This is a genomic window from Paenibacillus sp. SAF-068 (assembly GCF_051967555.1).
GTDB lineage: Bacteria > Bacillota > Bacilli > Paenibacillales > Paenibacillaceae > Paenibacillus.
The window spans coordinates 703894-720817 of record NZ_JBQCJX010000001.1 but is presented as its reverse complement, the minus strand read 5'-3'; the positions used below and the strand labels follow the sequence as shown (position 1 = coordinate 720817).

Below are 16924 nucleotides of genomic sequence, written 5' to 3'. Positions count from 1 at the left end.
CTTTTGGTATTTCTCAAAGGCCTGTTGATACAGGGCGTCTGCTTCCTCACCTTCCTTCCTTCCAGCCAAATTCCCTAAATCAATCCCCCAATTATGATATGCGTCATGCTTATCTGGTTTGATCTCAACTGCCTTTTGGTATTTCTCAAAGGCCTGTTGATACAGGGCGTCTGCTTCCTCACCTTCCTTCCTTCCAGCCAAATTCCCTAGATCACTACCCCAGTTTTGATACGCTTTATCCTTATCTGGTTTGATCTCAACTGCCTTTTGGTATTTCTCAAAGGCTTGTTGATACAGACCGTCTGCTTCCTCACCTTCTTTTCTCTCAGCCAAATCCCCTAGATCACTACCCCAGTTGTTATACGCTTCATCCTTATCTGGTTTGATCTCAACTGACTTTTGGTATTTCTCAAAGGCTTGTTGATACAGACCGTCTGCTTCCTCACCTTCTTTTCTCTCAGCCAAATCCCCTAAAGCAATCCCCCAGTTGTTATACGCTTCATGCATGTCTGGTTTGATCTCAATAGCCTTTCCATACTTCTCAAACGCTTGTTGATACAGGGCATCCGCTTCCTCACCTTCCTGGCTCTGGGCCATTCTCTTTAATGTAATCCCCCAATTACTGTAAATACCTGATAATAAGTTGTAAAGTGTATTATCCTCAGTCTCCTTTATTTTCTCTTCTATTCTCGATATTTTTTCAAAGTCGTAATCTTTAGTGATATTAAGATTAATCAATTCTTTTTTCAAGTTATCAATCTCAATTTCTTTTAAGTTTGTCTCTACGATTGCATCTTCATCTTCATATTGCTTTATGGCCTTTGAGACCTGTCTTTTTGCAATTTCTAAGCGTTCTTTAACCCCTTGGAAATGCTCTTTATCATCAATGTCAACGATTCCTTGAAGCATTTCTGCTAAAGCGGTAAACGGCTTATCAACAATACGTGGTTGTGCTAATCCTAGTTCATTATTAAGTTTCAGCATAAACGAATCTGAATCGTACCCCTTTATTAAGAATCCATTAGTGTGCGGATCAGAAATAAATTTCTCTACCTCAGGTTTAGGATCTTCATCAATGTATGTAACCCAATAAAGACCATTATCAAATCTTCCTAATTTTTTTATATGCTCAAAAATCGGATCTTCTCCACTATAACCAATAAAAACCCAAGGTCTCTGGTTCTTGATACTATCAAAAATACGAGGAATCGTAGTCTTCACTTTACCCATTTCCTCAGGCGTATTAAGCAACCATAAGCCATGACTTTGCCCATGAAGATAAACAACCGATTTCTCTTTAAATGTTGTTGTTGTTAAATCCTTCAAGATCGCCATATCGTATGTTGAAGGAAACATATTAAACATTGATAATGCCCTCAACATCAAATTATCAAAGTTAACAGTCAATATATAATCTAAATATCCTTCTTTTAATAATTGCGCTAAGTAAATATGTGTAACATTGATTTTTGCTTTTTCTATGTATCCTTTCAATAGTTCATTTCTTTCATGTGGAGCAAGACAATTCATCAAATTTGCATATGTCCTTTTTTCTTCGTCTAATTCTGTAATAAAAGGACTGTCGGGATGCTTTTTCAATATATCTTTTATGATTTCTTTTGTTAGCGGAATATTACCAGATCGCGAGGCTCCAGCACCTAAAAAGAAAATAGGTTGAGGTTTATTATGTTGCTTTGCTTTTTTCAATAAATACGCTAAATGTTCTATTTTCAACTCTTTCATCTATTTAACTCTCCTTTTATTTAAGGGTTGCTATTAACTCGCTAAATTCATTCCTCTGCATTCCGATGTGTAAATTTAATGTTAAGTGAAATTACTGTTTTAATCTTTCATTTCAATTGCAAGAAAATGCTTTTATAGAGTTTTTGATATTTCCTGTATATTTTATTTCTGTTGCTACTTCAAGAATTAAATCTTCCGAAAATGTCTTCTTATTTCATTACTTACAAGTCACTTCTCCCCCTGATAAATATGTAATAACTTCTTTTTTATTAGTTTTCAAAGCTAACTTCCATAATTTTAGCACTTTTCTTCTGCTCCATCTACTAACACTTGTAATGCATCTATAACACCATTCACTGACTTCATAGTCTCATTCCGTTCTTCGTCATTAATTGCTCTTTTTGCGTGTTATTTCCACCAAGTTAACAGGATAAAAGCACTTCAAGCTTTCATCTAAATTAGAGTTTAATTCAAAAGCATATTCCGCTCATATCATTTTCAATTTTCCAATCGTATAATCTTCAGTACCAAATACTAGTCCTTAAGACATTCAATAAGATCAACTTTTACCTTTAATTGAATTCTCTCATTCATTATGGACGATCCATAATTAAATAATTGTATAATATCATAAAATAATCGTTACATTTACGAAGAAAAAAAGGGAGATTTCATGTTTTTCTGGAATCCCCATGACTAAACTATTCGATAAGCTTCAAATAAAAGGAAATGCTGTCTTGAAATCCATAAATTTTTCATGATTAAATCTACTTCATATACCTCCATTCATCTTCCGAGAAATAATGTAATTTACGAATTATATATTTTATTATTTACTACCCTAAACATACAAATGCCATCCCACAATAAAAGCAGCCAATATAGCAGCCGAGATGCCAGACATGATGTATATCACCTTTTGCTTTTTGCTGTAACTGCTCTTCCGCAGTTTGTAAATAAGCAAGCCAAGATACGCCACTGCTATAACCACATAAAGTAGATTAAACATTAAATTGATCCGTAACGAAGAATAACCAGGATAATTTGGAAAACTAATCTTCGTCTGTATGATGAAAAGATTAAGAAGGAGTACCACACCTGCAAAATTGATTGCAAGATGATATTTATTAAAATTGGTGGTAGGATTTCCTCGTTTATATAGTTTGTTAAGAAGCATCCCGATTAGATAGCCGATCAAAGCAATTAAACTGAAAATGATGGCTATCGCAACCGGAATAAGAGATATCTTAAGTAAGTTCACCTTTACATTCGATACAGGCAAGTAATCAATGTAAGGAGTAAAGGAAATTTTCTCAACAACACCATTATGCTCGACAACATGATAAGAACTACTTAATTCAGCTTTTGTGAATTTTCTTATATCAAGAGCCGTAAATAAATTAGTAAATCTAGATGCTGCCCGTCTTGCGGATTGAAAATATCCTCCCCCCTCCGAAGTAACTCTATTAGAATTGACGTTATCACCGAAAATCTCTTTAATAAGTCCATAACCATAAACTTCTTCAAAAGACTGGTTTGTCATGACCACAACTCCAAATTTAGATGCGGGATCAAAGACAACTTTGCTAGAGAATGCTTTCAAATTCCCCTCGTGCATCAGTGTAGGCACCCAGTAATCCATCTCAACGAATCCATGCGCAAATCGCGGAGTAGAAGTCCCGTCATAATATAAACTTGTTGACAACATTTCGTTTAACGTATCCCTGTTCTTAAATAATAAATTGCTATCATCTACAGGCATCAATGCTGCAAGGAATTTGCCTAAATCTTCTGCTGTCCCAATCGCTGCCCCGGCAGGATAAAATGTTACGTATCCTCTGTTCTCAGGGATCAATTTCAAATCCTTTGTGTACCCTTCAATCTCATTCCTTCTTTCTACTACGTCCGGATGATCTTGCCCCGTTGGATGAATTGAAGTATCGTTCATATGAAGCGGTTTAAATATATGTTGATTGACATATTCATAAAAAGGTTGTCCACTTATCTCTTCCACGATATAACCGGCTAGACCAACGCCGTAGTTCGAATAACCGACTATACTATTTGGTTTAAATATCTGTTTTGGCTCATTTTTACGCAACGTTTCTCCCAATTCTAACGTTTCATTCTCGGAGTAATAAAATACCTCAGCCGCTGTTTGATCTTCCCAACCCGCATTGTGATGCATCAAGTTCATTAGGGTAATTGGATCATCGTATTTCAGCTTTTTGAAAAATCCCTCTGGCAGATATTCTTGGATATCCGTCTCCAAATCAAGCTTTCCTTGTTCGATAAGCTGCATCACACTCGTATAGACTAACAGTTTAGAGATGGAAGCCCATTCAAACACCGTAGAGGTATCCGCCTTTCGCTGATTCTCAATATCTGCGTAACCATATGCTTTATTCACAATGGCTTCACCGTCTTTGATAGCCACAACCGCAACGGCAGCGGTGTACTTCTCATACGAGGCTACATAAGCATCAATCGTCTCCTCTAAATTGGATAAAGGAATCCGGGATGGTGTAGTCTCAATCTGTTTTTCATCAGCGTAGGTAGGCACTGCTATTGCCATAATGATAAATATGTATGAAAGAACACAAGCGATTACTTTGTTTACCGTGTGATGCCCACGATTCATCTGCATTAGCTTCTCTCCTTTTATATTAAATGTTAATTACATCTCTTTTTTTGAGTATGCGTTTTCAAAAGAGTCCACATGAATCTAAATTATTTTCAAATGCAAATACACTCCATTCAGGAGAGAGGTGGGAGAATTTCACCTTTCCAATTAACGATGTTTATCTCTTTGTCTTTCAAGAGGCACCAATCAATAATTTCACCTATCCATTTTGGCGTGATGATCTCATCGCTCCATTTAGGTGTTAGTACTCTTCTGTATCCTATATATTCTGTTGTCCATCCTTCAAATTCTTCTCCGATGATGACTATAAATGGGGGCTTGTTCTTAATACTGTGTTGTCCAACTTCATAAGTGACGATTAACTTCTTATCCTCAGAAACGATATGTAATTTGATTATCCCTTCATCGTCAATATCCGGTTCAACATACCAATAAAATAATCGATTGGAGCGAACGATTTTACGTTTATATTTTTTTCTTACGCCCATAACTTAACTCACCTCACATATTCCTTTTCCTTAGTTCGCATTATTTGGTCAGTTATCCAAGACACAGCTAGAGTAACTCGGTATCTGATATCAAAAGCCACACTAAGTTTAAGGAGTAGTACTCTTGTAGAAATCAATGACTCTATCAAAGATCTCGATCTCTCTTTTTTTTATGTCCGGTAATGTCTCGCTATGCTTTACAATATGATGTATATTATCTACTACAGTCTCTGCTTTATGAATCCCCACATACCCTGGTACGAGTTCATTAAGGTAATGGAAGTATCTCATTTGAGGTTCAATCATGCGCAGATGTTTATCAAAATTTCTTCTCGATCTTGTCTGATCCATCTCCTTTCGCTTGCGTAGCTCGTCTTCTTCCGCCCAGAATAGTACGTAAGCATCCGGTAATGATATTTCATTCTTCAATAATTTCTTTCTAAAAAAGTTCGCTGTTTCATCTAAAGATAGATGCTCATAACCATATATCCAGCTGTACCACATCTTAAATATATCGCCATCCAAAATTACATACTCATGTTGTTGATTCTTCTCATATGCTATATGCCATCTATCGATTTGTCTCTCCAGTAACCACATTATAAGTTCCTTACCTTCAAGTTGAGGAGTTTCAAAAAGAATCCCTGTTTCTGGAACAATAAATGCATCATATTGTGTAGCGAATTGCTGACAAGTCGTACTTTTACCTACAGAACTGGCACCTTCGAGACAAATTATCGTCATTGAAATATATTACCTCCTGATATGACTCATAAAATGATTAATCAACCTTCAATGGCTCTTAGGTGATCATGTTGAATTTCATGTTAGACTATGCATTGTAGATTTCTTTGATCTTCAGCCATGTTTCATACCAAAATGTTTTTCGTTTAAGAGGTTTAATCACCTTAATCTCGACTTCTTTTCTTTTCAAATAAACCGTGCCATCCACTTCGATGAGTCTATCGCCAAATGCAAATGCCATATCCTTGCAGTCTTTGTGATAGTGGTTCTCTCTAGTTTCTGACCACTCCGCTTTTTCAATAGAATGTCGTTTTCTCAATTATTTAAGATCCTCCTTTAAGGAAAACACCACTATTTACAGCAAAAAGGAAGCCTGTCCCGATATTGATGAGCCTTAAGATTCGTCTATTCCTACGACTTGTTCAGTTGTTATATTAAATTCTTTAATATTAATGTTTAATTTCATGATTCCTTCTTTATCAAGTCCTTCGGTATCTATTCTAAAAGTACCTGTAAGTTCTTCCGAAGTATTACTTTCAACTTTCTCATTTATGTCCAATTTAATGTCTCTATCAATTAATCGATCCTGAATATCCTTACTTAAGATCGGTTCAACTGTTTTTAACATGATTGATTTATTGGTTCTATTCCATAGATTGAAATGATATCTTACGACTGTAATACCTTCATCTTCTTCGCTCCCTCCCAGTCCAACTGTAATTGAGTTTATGTTCAACCCATCCTCAACAATTTCATCCGTCTTCACACTGCTTGAACTACAACCACTTAGGGCTAGTATCATTAAAAGGAATAATAAAATCATTGCATGCTTTTGATTCTTCAATTTGGAAACTCCTTTAGTTTTTTTCTATATTTTTAAGATCCATATTTGCAAGTTCAAGTGCGATCGCTAGTCTAATCTGTGTATATTTCCTAAGTCCTTTTAAATAGCTATTGTCTAGTTGTTTGCTTTCAATTAAAGGTTTAATATCGTGGTTGTAGCGATCGATTTCTATTTTTGCAATTGTATCGTTATTAATCAGCAACGAGAAAATGTCTTCCCCTTGTTCAGGTGTCCAAAATAAGATATAGGCAGTTTTCATTTGTAGAAAAAACCTTTTAATAACTGAAAACAATCCTGATCTTATTTCATCATTAAATAATGACTCATGCGATCCTATTAATTCTCTTCTTATATCTTCTTCAGTTTTACTGCCCTTTAATTTTATTAATTTCATAATGCCTCGCAAGTTATCCTTATTTTAATTTTTTTGACTTGTTAATTTCCTGTTACGTTTATGTATTCACGACGTCCGACGTTGTCGGACGTATCCGCTGAATTCTCAAGCTCTCTACTCAACATTATCTTCCAGATCTATTTCTTTAAAAATCTTTTCTACAATATTTTGCCTGCTATTTAAGCTCTCTTTAATCCATATGTCTCCTTGCTTGGATGTATAATAATTATCGCTTGTGTCACTCACATAAAATTGCACCCACTTAATTGCAACACTCGGATCTTCAACCCCTAAGTAATACAGAGGTCTTAATGCAATTTTCATCAGCAAATGTTCAAGATCAGGTCTGTAAGTGGCCCCCTCACAATTTTGACTTGGTTGGAATCTCTCTACATACTGAACGATCTCTTCATCAAGGTACTTTTTGGGATCTTTTCCTATTGTCTTTAATAAGATTTGAAGTTTTTCACTTCTTGAGAATTGCTCAATCATTCAATATCTCCTTGTCAATCGGCATCATCGGTTTACGTTCTAAAGCTCTTATCCGTTGTAGACATCAAGTAGATGTTTGGCTTGGTTTCTAATAACAAGGTTTTCATGGTGTCTTCATCATTTAGTATAATCTTTAATATTTCCTTTCCATTAGACTCATCTATCTCTATTCCAACCACATTTTCAAGACTAAGATCATAAATAGGTCTATTATTCACCTTAAGATGTAACGATAACGTTCCTTGTGATGGTTGAATCAAACAGACTAGAATAACATCATTCCTATTCAGTGAAAAAAACAAATTATTATAATACCACGGTACTTCTTCATCCAAAACTTTAGGCTCTGATTCAAATAACTCAATTAATTCATAGTCGTTGGGAAATGGGTTCACTTCTTCGGAGTTCCTTTCACAAAAGCTTTATATTGTTTTGAATTTATTCACAGTAATTGCAAATACCCTTCCTATATTTACAATTCTGCATATGCTGGATGTCCGACGACTGTCGGACCCTGGAAGAATGTCCGCAGCGTGGATATGATGTTATGTGGTATACCGGACTTCTTGAATATCATTATAAAGGATCACTTCTGTATTTATTTATGTACCCTTCTAGTGTGTTTCTCGCCTCTTCATATGTTCTAATCACTTCATCTAATTCGTTCTTCAATTCTCTATGTTCTATCCAATACCCTTGCCCTACCTTGAGCACCGAACAAAATAAATCCCCCATGCACAAATCTCCTGATCTCAAGAGGTAAAAGAATATCTAGACTCATTTGTTGCCCGATCAAAAGCCTTAAATCCTCATTATTCAATTCACAGAGAGGTTTCTTTCGTAGTTCATTTGCTCGTAGAACTAATCGAGAGTCAAAATTCGGTTCATCCCACCGTTCGTCTTCTAGCTCTTCAAGGGTTTCAGTTAGATCCACTTCCTGCATAGCTTCTTCCTCTTAAATAAGTGATTTTCGGTATTTCACATAACGTTCTTGTATCCACGAGCCCTACCGACATAAGCCCCGAAAGGAGCGGAAGTGATGCGGTTAGTCGGTGCAGATGTGTCCGCTGAGTCCTCATCTTTGCTATTCGCTTCTCGCGGACCGAGGGTCGTCAGACCTGATGCGTAGATAGGTGGTTAGCAGATGCCTCTGTCTTCTTCAATTTACAGACAAAATGCTGTTATCCCCTCTTAAATAAATGCCTTTAATTAGAAAAATACGCTGATTAACTTCTACCTAATCCTCCCCAATCCTCTATCAGCTTCTAATTGAAGTTGCATGGTTTTAGGTCCCATATATTCTTGTGCAACCCCAAGAATCATTGTGTCGTTACCCAATATTTCCAATACTGTAACTGAAAAAATACTATTAATTAAATAATCATCATTACAATTTGATACTTCTTCAAAATAGTGAAAAATACTTTGTATTAGTTCGATATTTCTATTCTCGCTTAATAATTTAATAATCTCAGGCATGATGATACTCTCAATTATGACTGTTTCTAATACCACACCGTGATTTTCAATTGATTCTTTATAATCGTTACTAGTTGAAGGTAAGAAATTTAGCATAACTCTTAAAAATTCATTCGATTTTTTGCTCATGGCTATCAACTCCTCTGTTTAAATAGTTTTATACATCAATGTCCGCAGCGTGAATATTATGTTATGTGCTGTCGCCAACTTCCCTGAACTTCTTACAAATGGCCTTTAATTGTTCTTTATACAACTGTTTATTGAATTCTAATGATTTGAAGTTAGTATAATCCCAATAACCTCCAGCTGATTCTTCATCCCTAAAAGGTTGTTCAAATTCACTCCAAATAATAACCTCATCTTCTTCAGTTATTCTAACTATCAAAGGCCAACATCCCGGTTCGCCACAGTTACATCCCAGCACTAATGTTTTCCCATCGTAATTGTAAATATCGTTCTCATTAAGTTTCCCAAAAAAATGTTCTTCAATGTCTTTTAAATACTCTATGTTCAAACCCTCATATCCCCCAGCAATTGAAGGGTCAAACTGGATTTCATATCTTCTCATTAATTCGTTCAGATTCTCGCCATTTATATAAACACCTAAGATTTGAGCATCTTGCTCTTCCGAATATTCTATAGTGAAATGAATCACGTCCATATATACAACTCCATTTTTCTTTAATGATTGATGATATATAATATCTCTTGGCAATTGCACATAACATCTAATCTATGTACTTCCAGTAATGATCCCCTCATAGTCGGTCCTTCACTATCATCGAAGGCAATCTGCCACCAAAGTCTGAGATCCATCTCTCCTGTTGCGGAAGGATACCATTGAGCGATGGAACTAAACTTCGTGATCATAAGGAAAACTTCTTCTGGATTATGATGAAGAAATCGTTCAAATCTAAAAGCATACCGCACCTTTTGACTCAAGTAATACGCCATATTCATTCATCACACATATCCATCTTCAGGTTCACCAACATCAAAGCCCAACACTTTTGACGCTTCCAACTTAAATGTTTCTATCCAAGAAGTCCAATCCTCGCTATTCATCTGTGCATAAAAGGATAACCCACTAGGCTCAACGGATGCTTCAATGAAGACTTCATCCTCTTCAGTACCAAACCAATATGGAATTCCACTGTAATAGCCCATCCACCCTGGCATACGCTCATATACTTTAGCAACTTTAGCCCATTCCTCATCAGGCAGGTCATACCTTATATTTAGGTTGCAATGATGAGAGTTTATGTTGTTCATATCCATTCTCTCCTTCTGCATTAGACGTATATCAAAATTTATCTTCTATTTTATGTAAAGTACCTACTCTTCCACCACTTGCTCAAAGTTGTTCTAATAGAGTGCCAATTGGTCATGGCACAGTTCTCTAAATTTCTGCCATTTCATGTGTTATAACTCCTTAATTTCTTAACGGATCAACTTTCTATCATTTTAACATATACCCTTACTTAATATATCAGTTCTGTATTCATAGCACCCGGCCTAGTCCAATATGTCGTCACTAGAGTATGTAAAATGTACAAAAAAAACGTCGCCTTAGGTATATGGTTTCTTGCACTTCCATTTTACCAAGGGACGGCTTCTTTTGTTTTTCCATCTATAACCACAGTTCAAACCAACAACGCCTGTTCAATCTGATCCACAATCCCGTTAATCCCCATCGGACCATAGCACCCAATCCATGTCGCAGCATCTACGGAATGTATGTGCTGACGCTCACCCGTATCGAGCATCCCCCACACACGCCGTTCTGTCGCGGATATCCCATCCTGCATAAGCTCATTACTGAGCAAAAAGTAATGACTGGCTTGTACAGCCGGTAGTCTATCAACCGAGATATGATAGGCCGTGTCGGCAGTATCGGATACAAATAACGGGGCAGGCAGACCCAGATCACGGTACAACACAGCGCCTGTACGATGTGCTGCAGAGTGAACCCGAACGAGAGAGTCCAGCGGACGGATCAGTGCTACACTTTTTCCTGCTAATACCGGAGCCAGTTCCTCGGACAGCAAAGCAGTACGTCGATGATAATCTGCAAGTATACGCTTGGCCTCTGCCCGCTTGCCTGTCAGTTCACCGAATAGACTCAGAATGATCTGCCAGTTCTCATTACGTTTAAACATAATCACTGGAGCAATCCGGCTTAACCGTTCATAATACTGATCATGCACCTCGGTACAGATAATCAGATCCGGTGACAATCGTTCTAACGCAAGCAGATCAGGATACTCATACGTTCCGAGTAATTCGGTACCCTGAAGTCCTGCTCGGATATATTGAGGGAAATTGACCACCGCACCTCCCGACCCTACACTTCCTGCCGGAGACAATCCAAGCGCGAGCAAATGGTCGGCATATTGAACATCCAGTACGGCGATACGCTGTGGTGATTCAGTAACCTCATATTCACCTCGCATATGGCAGATCACCGGACCTTGGGCCGACTCGTACGAAGAAGCTGTGCGATTCCGCAGTAAGGCTTGAGCATAGTTTTCATCTGTTTCCGAAACGGCAGCTAGTCGATAACGCAGCGGAGGAACGCCATAATATTTCTTAAACGCCCTGCTGAAATAATACATGTCGCGGTAGCCCATTTTGTCAGCAATTTCCCCAATGGAAGCATCCGTATGGAGCAACATCCTAGACGCATTCTCCATCCGCAACTGGATGACGTACTCCATCGGCCCGAGCTGCTTCTCTTGTTTGAATCGTCGCTGCAACTGCCTTACGCTGCATCCAGCGAGGGCTGCCAGCTCTTTCAGCTCCAGATTCTGGCGATAATGCGATGATATATAGGACACGACAACATCCACCATGTCGGACTCTCCTCCGCCTTGACCACGTTCATAATCCATGATCAGTTCGTAGATCATCCCCTGGAGCAACGCATTGGCATGAAAACGTTCCAGCCCTTCGCCGCGGCGCCATTTGGCAACGATTTTTTCCGCATTCTGAATCCATTCCGCTTGCGTGACAGGGTTCTGAATAAACGACGTTTGCAGCGGATGTTTGCGATACGAGGGCAACGCATGGGAGGCTCCTTCCAGGGAAGAAGCCTCATACATAATCAAGATATAATAAAGTTCGTCTGATCTGGCCGTCAGCGTAAAGGATGTTCCCTTCGCCACATGACAAGCAAAAGAAGCTCCAATGTGGCAAACTTCACCATTCATTGCAAGCTCCCCTTCCCCGCCTATTGCCAGCAGCAATACATTCGAGGTTAATTCGGTTTCGTGAAGAACACTGCTTGTCTGCAAAGTACCGCTATACCCGTCAAGCATCTTGATCGTCGTATCACTCCATAGACTTTTCTGTTCTTGCAGCGGCATTTCTCTCATCTCCTGACAATAGCAATGGTAAAATTGTTGCTGTTGTCATTTTAATTGAGATTCTTTCTCATTGTCAATTTTCGGACATTTGAGACAATATTCCCCTGACATCTGGTAATAGAAACAGCAGGTGATCCGCTCACTTTTGGCAACATGCACATTGTCCTTACAATCAGTGAAACGTGTTAACGGATTCTTCCTCTCACCAAACACTCGCCCGGATGCCACCTGCGTCAGATAGGAGAAGTCCTCTCGAATGATCTTACGTTCCTGCTCCGTCTCGCCTTCATCAGGAGCGAATAATCGGCCAATCCGTACCATGATATTCTCCCAGAGAATGGTCATTGAAAGAGGTGCAATCGCAGCGAGAGCCTTTAACAGAGGTGTCAGCTGTACTGCAAACATCTCCTGGACCGCTTTTTCCCGCCATGCGTTCCTGTCTCCAGACAGTTCTTCAGCCTGAAGCCCGTTCACCGCCAGAAAAGGAAATCGTGTACCGCCCTCATCATCTGAGAGCGCCGGATGATAGAGAAAGCTGTTTTCAAGCTGAAAGGTAACATGCTGATGATGGAACGTCATCGCGGTCACGAGCGGAGTCGTCCACAGATAGCCAAGCCGCTTGGCTAACATGGAGGCTGCGACTTTCATGTCAGGCGCATCGATATAGTTCTGAAACCAGCGGATATACTCTCGACACGCCTCTACGTCATGCAACTCACTCAAAGCAATGGTACGGACACTATGTTCAGGCGGCTCACCAAGCAAAATCGAATGATCCTCTACCGTCTCTTTCCATAAGTCTGTCGAGAGATATGGGTTCATATTAGTTCGATCCGAGTAGGGCTTCTGCTGCCTGATCGACAATCAGATTAATCGCAAGCGGGCCATAATAAGCGATCCAAAGTGTTGAGTTCACGTCATACGTAAGGTTATTTTTTACAGCATCGAGGGATTTCCACACTGGATTAGTCAGCATAGCCTCGGCTTCTGCCGCAAACAGCTCATCCGACAGCACAAAGTAACGATCTGCCCCGATCTCAGGCACTTTTTCCATCGAGATTTCTACGGAACCATCTTCATTAATCTCCTGTACCAGAGCAGGCATTTTCAGCCCCAAGTCATTGTACATAATACCGCCGATGCGATGCTCAATACCGTGAACACGAATTCCTTCTTTTCGTGGTCGAATGATCGCCACTGTTTCATCGCCCAGCTTCTCTGACAATTTTGTCTTCAGCCCGGCAATTTTGTCTTCATACGCTGTGCGCACTTTCTCTGCCTCATCCTGCTTGTCTGTAACTTGGGCAACCGTAGCTAACGTATCACGCCAGTCTTCGTAGAAATCGAGTACCAGGGTAGGCGCAATTTTGCTTACACTCTCATACTGTTTCTCCTGGAAGTCGGTCATGATGATCAGATCCGGGTCGAGTGCAACAATCGCTTCCAGGTTAGGCTCGTCCCGTGTACCCAGAACTTCTACGCCATTCGGTTGATCGCCTAAGTATTCTGGGAAATCAGTGTTGCCTCCAGCGATAACACTACCTGCTGGCTTCTCGCCAACCGCTAACATCTGATCCAGAAACTTAACATCAAGCACTGCAATTTTCTGTGGTTTTTCGTTTAGAGTGATGTCACCCTTCATACCCTTGATCGTTACGGGAAAAGCTCCGTCCGTCTGCGTTTCCGCATTCGCAGGTGTCTCCGCTGGCGTTGCTGCAGATTGCTTACCGCTATCTGTACCTGTTGCAGCACCGCAAGCTGTCAATACAAGAATAAGGGCCAACATCAAGCCCATGAATAATCGTGATTTGTGAGCAGCATAGGCTTTGTTACCAGCCGCTTGCCCCTGTGTTCCTTGTTTCATTTGTAAATCCCCCTTATGTATAATACTGATAATGATTTTCATTATCGAAACATAAAGAGAGTATATACGATCTCCGTATCGTGTTACCATGTACTTTTGCGACATCTTAGTCGGACTAATGCGACATCGCGAGTCGCTTATCCGCCCTTTAACTTTTCTGCAATGTACGCTTGCACTCGGTAGATATCTGAAAGAAGCTCTTCTTCCTCCGGTGTATTTCCATACTCCCCCAGCCAGCGCGGTGTGCGAATATGCCACTCATCTGTCATGTATTGCTTTTTAACCCGATACTCCAAAATATGTCCCAGGAAATATTCCAATGAACCAAAGGATTGTTTACGACTATCGTTGATGATGGATTGTGTTTGTTCAATGATTGACTGTAACATGTGTTGGATATGATCTTCTGGATTCATAGCGTTAATTTCCATCAATGACTCCCCCTTGTCCGCCATAACACATCATTTTAAAGCTACTCCGGATATTCCCTTGATGCCTCGATCAATTTATCTTCTTCATCAAAAACATACAATACTCTTTCAATATCATCCACTTCATAGCTTCTAACAACAATCAGTTGCTGCATATGAAGACCTGGTGGGTCAATGTCCGGTCGAGACAAGTTATTTAGCAAACGTTCTGGTGTATATAAGATGCTCCATCGTCTGGAACCATCTGTGAAAACCATGGTGATCTCTATCCAATTCCATTCCTTCGGATCATCCGACCTGACCTCATCATCAAAACGCCAGCTTACCAGCCTTGGTCTAGAATGAATTTCTTTTATGATGTTTCACCTCTCTTCTGTTTAATTTCTTAAATGCCGATTGGTCTGGATCAGACTTTATATAATCTAGTATCTTTTCCGCACATGCAGCTGAACTTAGCTCTTCCGTATTCATTTCCAGATCATATTCATCATAGGAGTAGACGTAGTCGAACTGGGAATGGGCAAGTCCAATCGCGCGATCTCCTCTTCTCTGCTCTCTTCTGGTGAGTTCTTCTTTCGAGCAATGTACGCCTACAAACATTATGGGATAGTCCGATAGCAAATCATAAAACTCGTTAAACCACTTGTCATTGCTGATGACTGTATCCACGATAACATTCAAACCCATCTCCGAAAACAGCTTAATCGTTGCACAGTACAACGAGTTGATGGGCTCAAACAGGATATCTGTCATCACATGGTGTTCCACTTCTCTTATTGGTTTAATATCTGGATATGTAGTATCTATGAATTGATCATAATTATGAAGAAATTGATCCACAGATAGATGATGAAATGGAATATCTCCCTGTTTTTTCATTTCCATCGCAATGCTGGTCTTCCCCGAACTTGAAGTTCCGTTCAAGAATATAATGAGTCCTTTATCCATATCAATCACCCTTATCTATAAAATTGAACGAATGAATAAAGAACCAATAGCCATATTCATTTCATTAAACCAAGTATGTATAATTAATTTACAATAATTTTCAGATATGTGTATAGTAGAAATGAAACAAAATACCAATATACCAATCTAACCGAGAGGATGAGGATCATGTCTTTTTTCAAAAAGAAGATGGTGCTAGCCTCTTTATTCGTAATATTGGCTATCTCTATCGGTGCAATCGCTTACGTGAACAGTCAATCGAAACCGGAGGAGCACTTTCATAAAATCGTCAACCTTTCGGCCAACTCCTTGACATTTCACGAAATAGATAAGCTGGATGCGTTCGCTGAACTGATCGTCATTGGTCATGCAACAGACGATTTCAGAGATCGAGAGCATGTTATTACTGTATTTGATGATGGAACCATGCAGTCTTTTCACACCAAGACAAACATCAAGATTGATAGGATATTGAAGAAACCCGACGATTTCCCTTCGGATCAGAATGAATTGACGATCATTGAACCTGCCAGCCTGGAAGGAGACGTCAAGTACACAGTTAATGACTATGTAGAACTTCAGAAGGGTGATACAAGTGTACTCTTTTTGATGAAAAATACTTTTGGTGATTATGGATTGATCAATGATAATCTCGGAAAATTCAGCCTTGAAGGGATAACTCAATATAGTATGCCTCAGTCCTCTACTGCACAAGTTTTATCAGAATACAAAAATTTTTGGGACTCCGTTATGGAGAAGTATGATTTGATTTGAGGTTTTATCACCTTTTAACAGTGGGTTTAAACTATCACTATAGCGGTCTTTAAAATTTCCTCTTATTTAAAATCGCTTTCCATTAGATTTATAGAATCAGACAGACTAAAAACAGGAGAGAACCGTTAGGTTATTAACTAAGATGGTAGGGATGTTATGTGAAAAGAAAACTAATTATTTCAATTTTTTCAGTCATTATAATTCTGGTAGGGATTTATTGGTATGCTGACAGAGAACTAATTGCTCTCAAAAATGGTTCGACATTACCGTTACAATGGGATACTCCATATAATAACGATGAACAACCAATTCAGCTTACAGAACAGAATCAAGATTTAAAGAATCCAAATATACATCTTACAGAGCTCTACTACCTACCAACTTCAAAAAAACTACAATTTGGGTTATGGTACAGTAAAAGAAACTATCAACCGGATCAATCGAAAAAAATTCCAGATCGAATTTTCCAAGTCACGATCCATGATCAAAATGGTGAATTGTTTGAAGAAGATACCGTTATTAAAACAGAAGGCCTGTTTGATGAGTTTCAACGTAGATCAATCTCTATAGATTTGGATAATCAAGGCTCTATAGAAATAACCATTTCCTTGATTGAACAAGACGGAACGACAGTAACTCCAATCGAGTCAGCAACCATTAACGTACCGTTAGATAAAATAAAACAGTGATAAGCCTAACAATTTACAACACCCT

General features: G+C 38.9%; 20 protein-coding genes. 2 read left to right on the top strand and 18 right to left on the bottom strand.

The features are described from left to right. The 18 genes from ACTHPG_RS03100 to ACTHPG_RS03015 form a co-directional block, all read right to left on the bottom strand. Positions 1-1743: SIR2 family protein (locus ACTHPG_RS03100; protein ID WP_440387653.1), on the bottom strand; the 1743-nt coding region annotated here is incomplete at its 3' end. Between the two features lie 841 nt (positions 1744-2584). Continuing rightward, positions 2585-4390: a serine hydrolase domain-containing protein gene (locus tag ACTHPG_RS03095; RefSeq protein ID WP_440387652.1), complete on the bottom strand. Its 1806-nt coding sequence runs from the start codon at positions 4388-4390 to the stop codon at positions 2585-2587. Between the two features lie 110 nt (positions 4391-4500). Continuing rightward, positions 4501-4875, bottom strand: coding sequence for a hypothetical protein (locus ACTHPG_RS03090; RefSeq protein WP_440387650.1), 375 nt, complete (start codon positions 4873-4875; stop codon positions 4501-4503). 108 nt (positions 4876-4983) lie between these two features. After that, positions 4984-5619 carry a chloramphenicol acetyltransferase gene (locus ACTHPG_RS03085; protein WP_440387648.1) on the bottom strand — a complete coding sequence of 212 codons (636 nt, stop codon included), beginning with the start codon at positions 5617-5619 and terminating at the stop codon, positions 4984-4986. An 88-nt stretch (positions 5620-5707) separates the two neighbouring features. Next, entirely contained in the window at positions 5708-5938 is a 231-nt protein-coding gene (locus ACTHPG_RS03080; protein WP_310333564.1) for a hypothetical protein, read from the bottom strand. 75 nt (positions 5939-6013) lie between these two features. Continuing rightward, positions 6014-6463 carry a hypothetical protein gene (locus tag ACTHPG_RS03075; protein WP_440387646.1) on the bottom strand — a complete coding sequence of 150 codons (450 nt, stop codon included), beginning with the start codon at positions 6461-6463 and terminating at the stop codon, positions 6014-6016. A gap of 13 nt (positions 6464-6476) precedes the next feature. After that, positions 6477-6857 (bottom strand): hypothetical protein, encoded by a 381-nt coding sequence (locus ACTHPG_RS03070; protein ID WP_440387645.1) that lies wholly within the window; start codon positions 6855-6857, stop codon positions 6477-6479. Between the two features lie 114 nt (positions 6858-6971). Beyond that, positions 6972-7349: a hypothetical protein gene (locus tag ACTHPG_RS03065; protein WP_440387644.1), complete on the bottom strand. Its 378-nt coding sequence runs from the start codon at positions 7347-7349 to the stop codon at positions 6972-6974. Positions 7350-7381: 32 nt separating this feature from the next. Then, entirely contained in the window at positions 7382-7744 is a 363-nt protein-coding gene (locus ACTHPG_RS03060) for a hypothetical protein (RefSeq protein ID WP_440387643.1), read from the bottom strand. A gap of 281 nt (positions 7745-8025) precedes the next feature. After that, positions 8026-8292, bottom strand: coding sequence for a contact-dependent growth inhibition system immunity protein (locus tag ACTHPG_RS03055; protein ID WP_440387641.1), 267 nt, complete (start codon positions 8290-8292; stop codon positions 8026-8028). Positions 8293-8582: 290 nt separating this feature from the next. Continuing rightward, entirely contained in the window at positions 8583-8957 is a 375-nt protein-coding gene (locus ACTHPG_RS03050) for a DUF7674 family protein (protein ID WP_440387640.1), read from the bottom strand. Positions 8958-9018: 61 nt separating this feature from the next. Next, positions 9019-9489, bottom strand: a complete 471-nt coding sequence (locus ACTHPG_RS03045; RefSeq protein WP_440387638.1) for a hypothetical protein — start codon at positions 9487-9489, stop codon at positions 9019-9021. A gap of 302 nt (positions 9490-9791) precedes the next feature. After that, positions 9792-10100, bottom strand: coding sequence for a hypothetical protein (locus tag ACTHPG_RS03040; RefSeq protein ID WP_440387637.1), 309 nt, complete (start codon positions 10098-10100; stop codon positions 9792-9794). A 371-nt stretch (positions 10101-10471) separates the two neighbouring features. Further along, a complete protein-coding gene (locus ACTHPG_RS03035; RefSeq protein WP_440387636.1) occupies positions 10472-12193 on the bottom strand; it encodes a helix-turn-helix domain-containing protein in 1722 nt (573 codons plus the stop codon). Positions 12194-12238: 45 nt separating this feature from the next. After that, positions 12239-13015: an IucA/IucC family C-terminal-domain containing protein gene (locus ACTHPG_RS03030; protein ID WP_440387634.1), complete on the bottom strand. Its 777-nt coding sequence runs from the start codon at positions 13013-13015 to the stop codon at positions 12239-12241. 1 nt (position 13016) lies between these two features. Beyond that, the gene (locus tag ACTHPG_RS03025) at positions 13017-14057 is read right to left on the bottom strand and encodes an ABC transporter substrate-binding protein (protein ID WP_440387633.1); all 1041 of its coding nucleotides are present in this window, start codon (positions 14055-14057) and stop codon (positions 13017-13019) included. A 137-nt stretch (positions 14058-14194) separates the two neighbouring features. Next, on the bottom strand, positions 14195-14488 hold the full coding sequence (locus ACTHPG_RS03020) for a hypothetical protein (protein WP_440387632.1): 294 nt from the start codon (positions 14486-14488) through the stop codon (positions 14195-14197). 336 nt (positions 14489-14824) lie between these two features. Then, positions 14825-15436, bottom strand: a complete 612-nt coding sequence (locus tag ACTHPG_RS03015; protein WP_440387631.1) for a chloramphenicol phosphotransferase CPT family protein — start codon at positions 15434-15436, stop codon at positions 14825-14827. Positions 15437-15604: 168 nt separating this feature from the next. On the opposite strand from ACTHPG_RS03015, the gene ACTHPG_RS03010 reads away from it, so the two are divergent. Both ACTHPG_RS03010 and ACTHPG_RS03005 read left to right on the top strand, forming a co-directional pair. Further along, the gene (locus tag ACTHPG_RS03010; protein WP_440387629.1) at positions 15605-16210 is read left to right on the top strand and encodes a hypothetical protein; all 606 of its coding nucleotides are present in this window, start codon (positions 15605-15607) and stop codon (positions 16208-16210) included. 158 nt (positions 16211-16368) lie between these two features. After that, entirely contained in the window at positions 16369-16899 is a 531-nt protein-coding gene (locus tag ACTHPG_RS03005; RefSeq protein ID WP_440387627.1) for a hypothetical protein, read from the top strand. Positions 16900-16924: the final 25 nt, after the last annotated feature.

What these genes read in the sequence shown, in the direction of transcription:
- ACTHPG_RS03095 (WP_440387652.1), bottom strand. Translation starts at nt 4,390, where the DNA reads ATGCAGATGAATCGTGGGCATCACACGGTAAACAAAGTAATCGCTTGT.
- ACTHPG_RS03090 (WP_440387650.1), bottom strand. Translation starts at nt 4,875, where the DNA reads ATGGGCGTAAGAAAAAAATATAAACGTAAAATCGTTCGCTCCAATCGA.
- ACTHPG_RS03085 (WP_440387648.1), bottom strand. Translation starts at nt 5,619, where the DNA reads ATGACGATAATTTGTCTCGAAGGTGCCAGTTCTGTAGGTAAAAGTACG.
- ACTHPG_RS03070 (WP_440387645.1), bottom strand. Translation starts at nt 6,857, where the DNA reads ATGAAATTAATAAAATTAAAGGGCAGTAAAACTGAAGAAGATATAAGA.
- ACTHPG_RS03065 (WP_440387644.1), bottom strand. Translation starts at nt 7,349, where the DNA reads ATGATTGAGCAATTCTCAAGAAGTGAAAAACTTCAAATCTTATTAAAG.
- ACTHPG_RS03055 (WP_440387641.1), bottom strand. Translation starts at nt 8,292, where the DNA reads ATGCAGGAAGTGGATCTAACTGAAACCCTTGAAGAGCTAGAAGACGAA.
- ACTHPG_RS03050 (WP_440387640.1), bottom strand. Translation starts at nt 8,957, where the DNA reads ATGAGCAAAAAATCGAATGAATTTTTAAGAGTTATGCTAAATTTCTTA.
- ACTHPG_RS03045 (WP_440387638.1), bottom strand. Translation starts at nt 9,489, where the DNA reads ATGGACGTGATTCATTTCACTATAGAATATTCGGAAGAGCAAGATGCT.
- ACTHPG_RS03040 (WP_440387637.1), bottom strand. Translation starts at nt 10,100, where the DNA reads ATGAACAACATAAACTCTCATCATTGCAACCTAAATATAAGGTATGAC.
- ACTHPG_RS03035 (WP_440387636.1), bottom strand. Translation starts at nt 12,193, where the DNA reads ATGCCGCTGCAAGAACAGAAAAGTCTATGGAGTGATACGACGATCAAG.
- ACTHPG_RS03030 (WP_440387634.1), bottom strand. Translation starts at nt 13,015, where the DNA reads ATGAACCCATATCTCTCGACAGACTTATGGAAAGAGACGGTAGAGGAT.
- ACTHPG_RS03025 (WP_440387633.1), bottom strand. Translation starts at nt 14,057, where the DNA reads ATGAAACAAGGAACACAGGGGCAAGCGGCTGGTAACAAAGCCTATGCT.
- ACTHPG_RS03020 (WP_440387632.1), bottom strand. Translation starts at nt 14,488, where the DNA reads ATGGAAATTAACGCTATGAATCCAGAAGATCATATCCAACACATGTTA.
- ACTHPG_RS03015 (WP_440387631.1), bottom strand. Translation starts at nt 15,436, where the DNA reads ATGGATAAAGGACTCATTATATTCTTGAACGGAACTTCAAGTTCGGGG.
- ACTHPG_RS03010 (WP_440387629.1), top strand. Translation starts at nt 15,605, where the DNA reads ATGTCTTTTTTCAAAAAGAAGATGGTGCTAGCCTCTTTATTCGTAATA.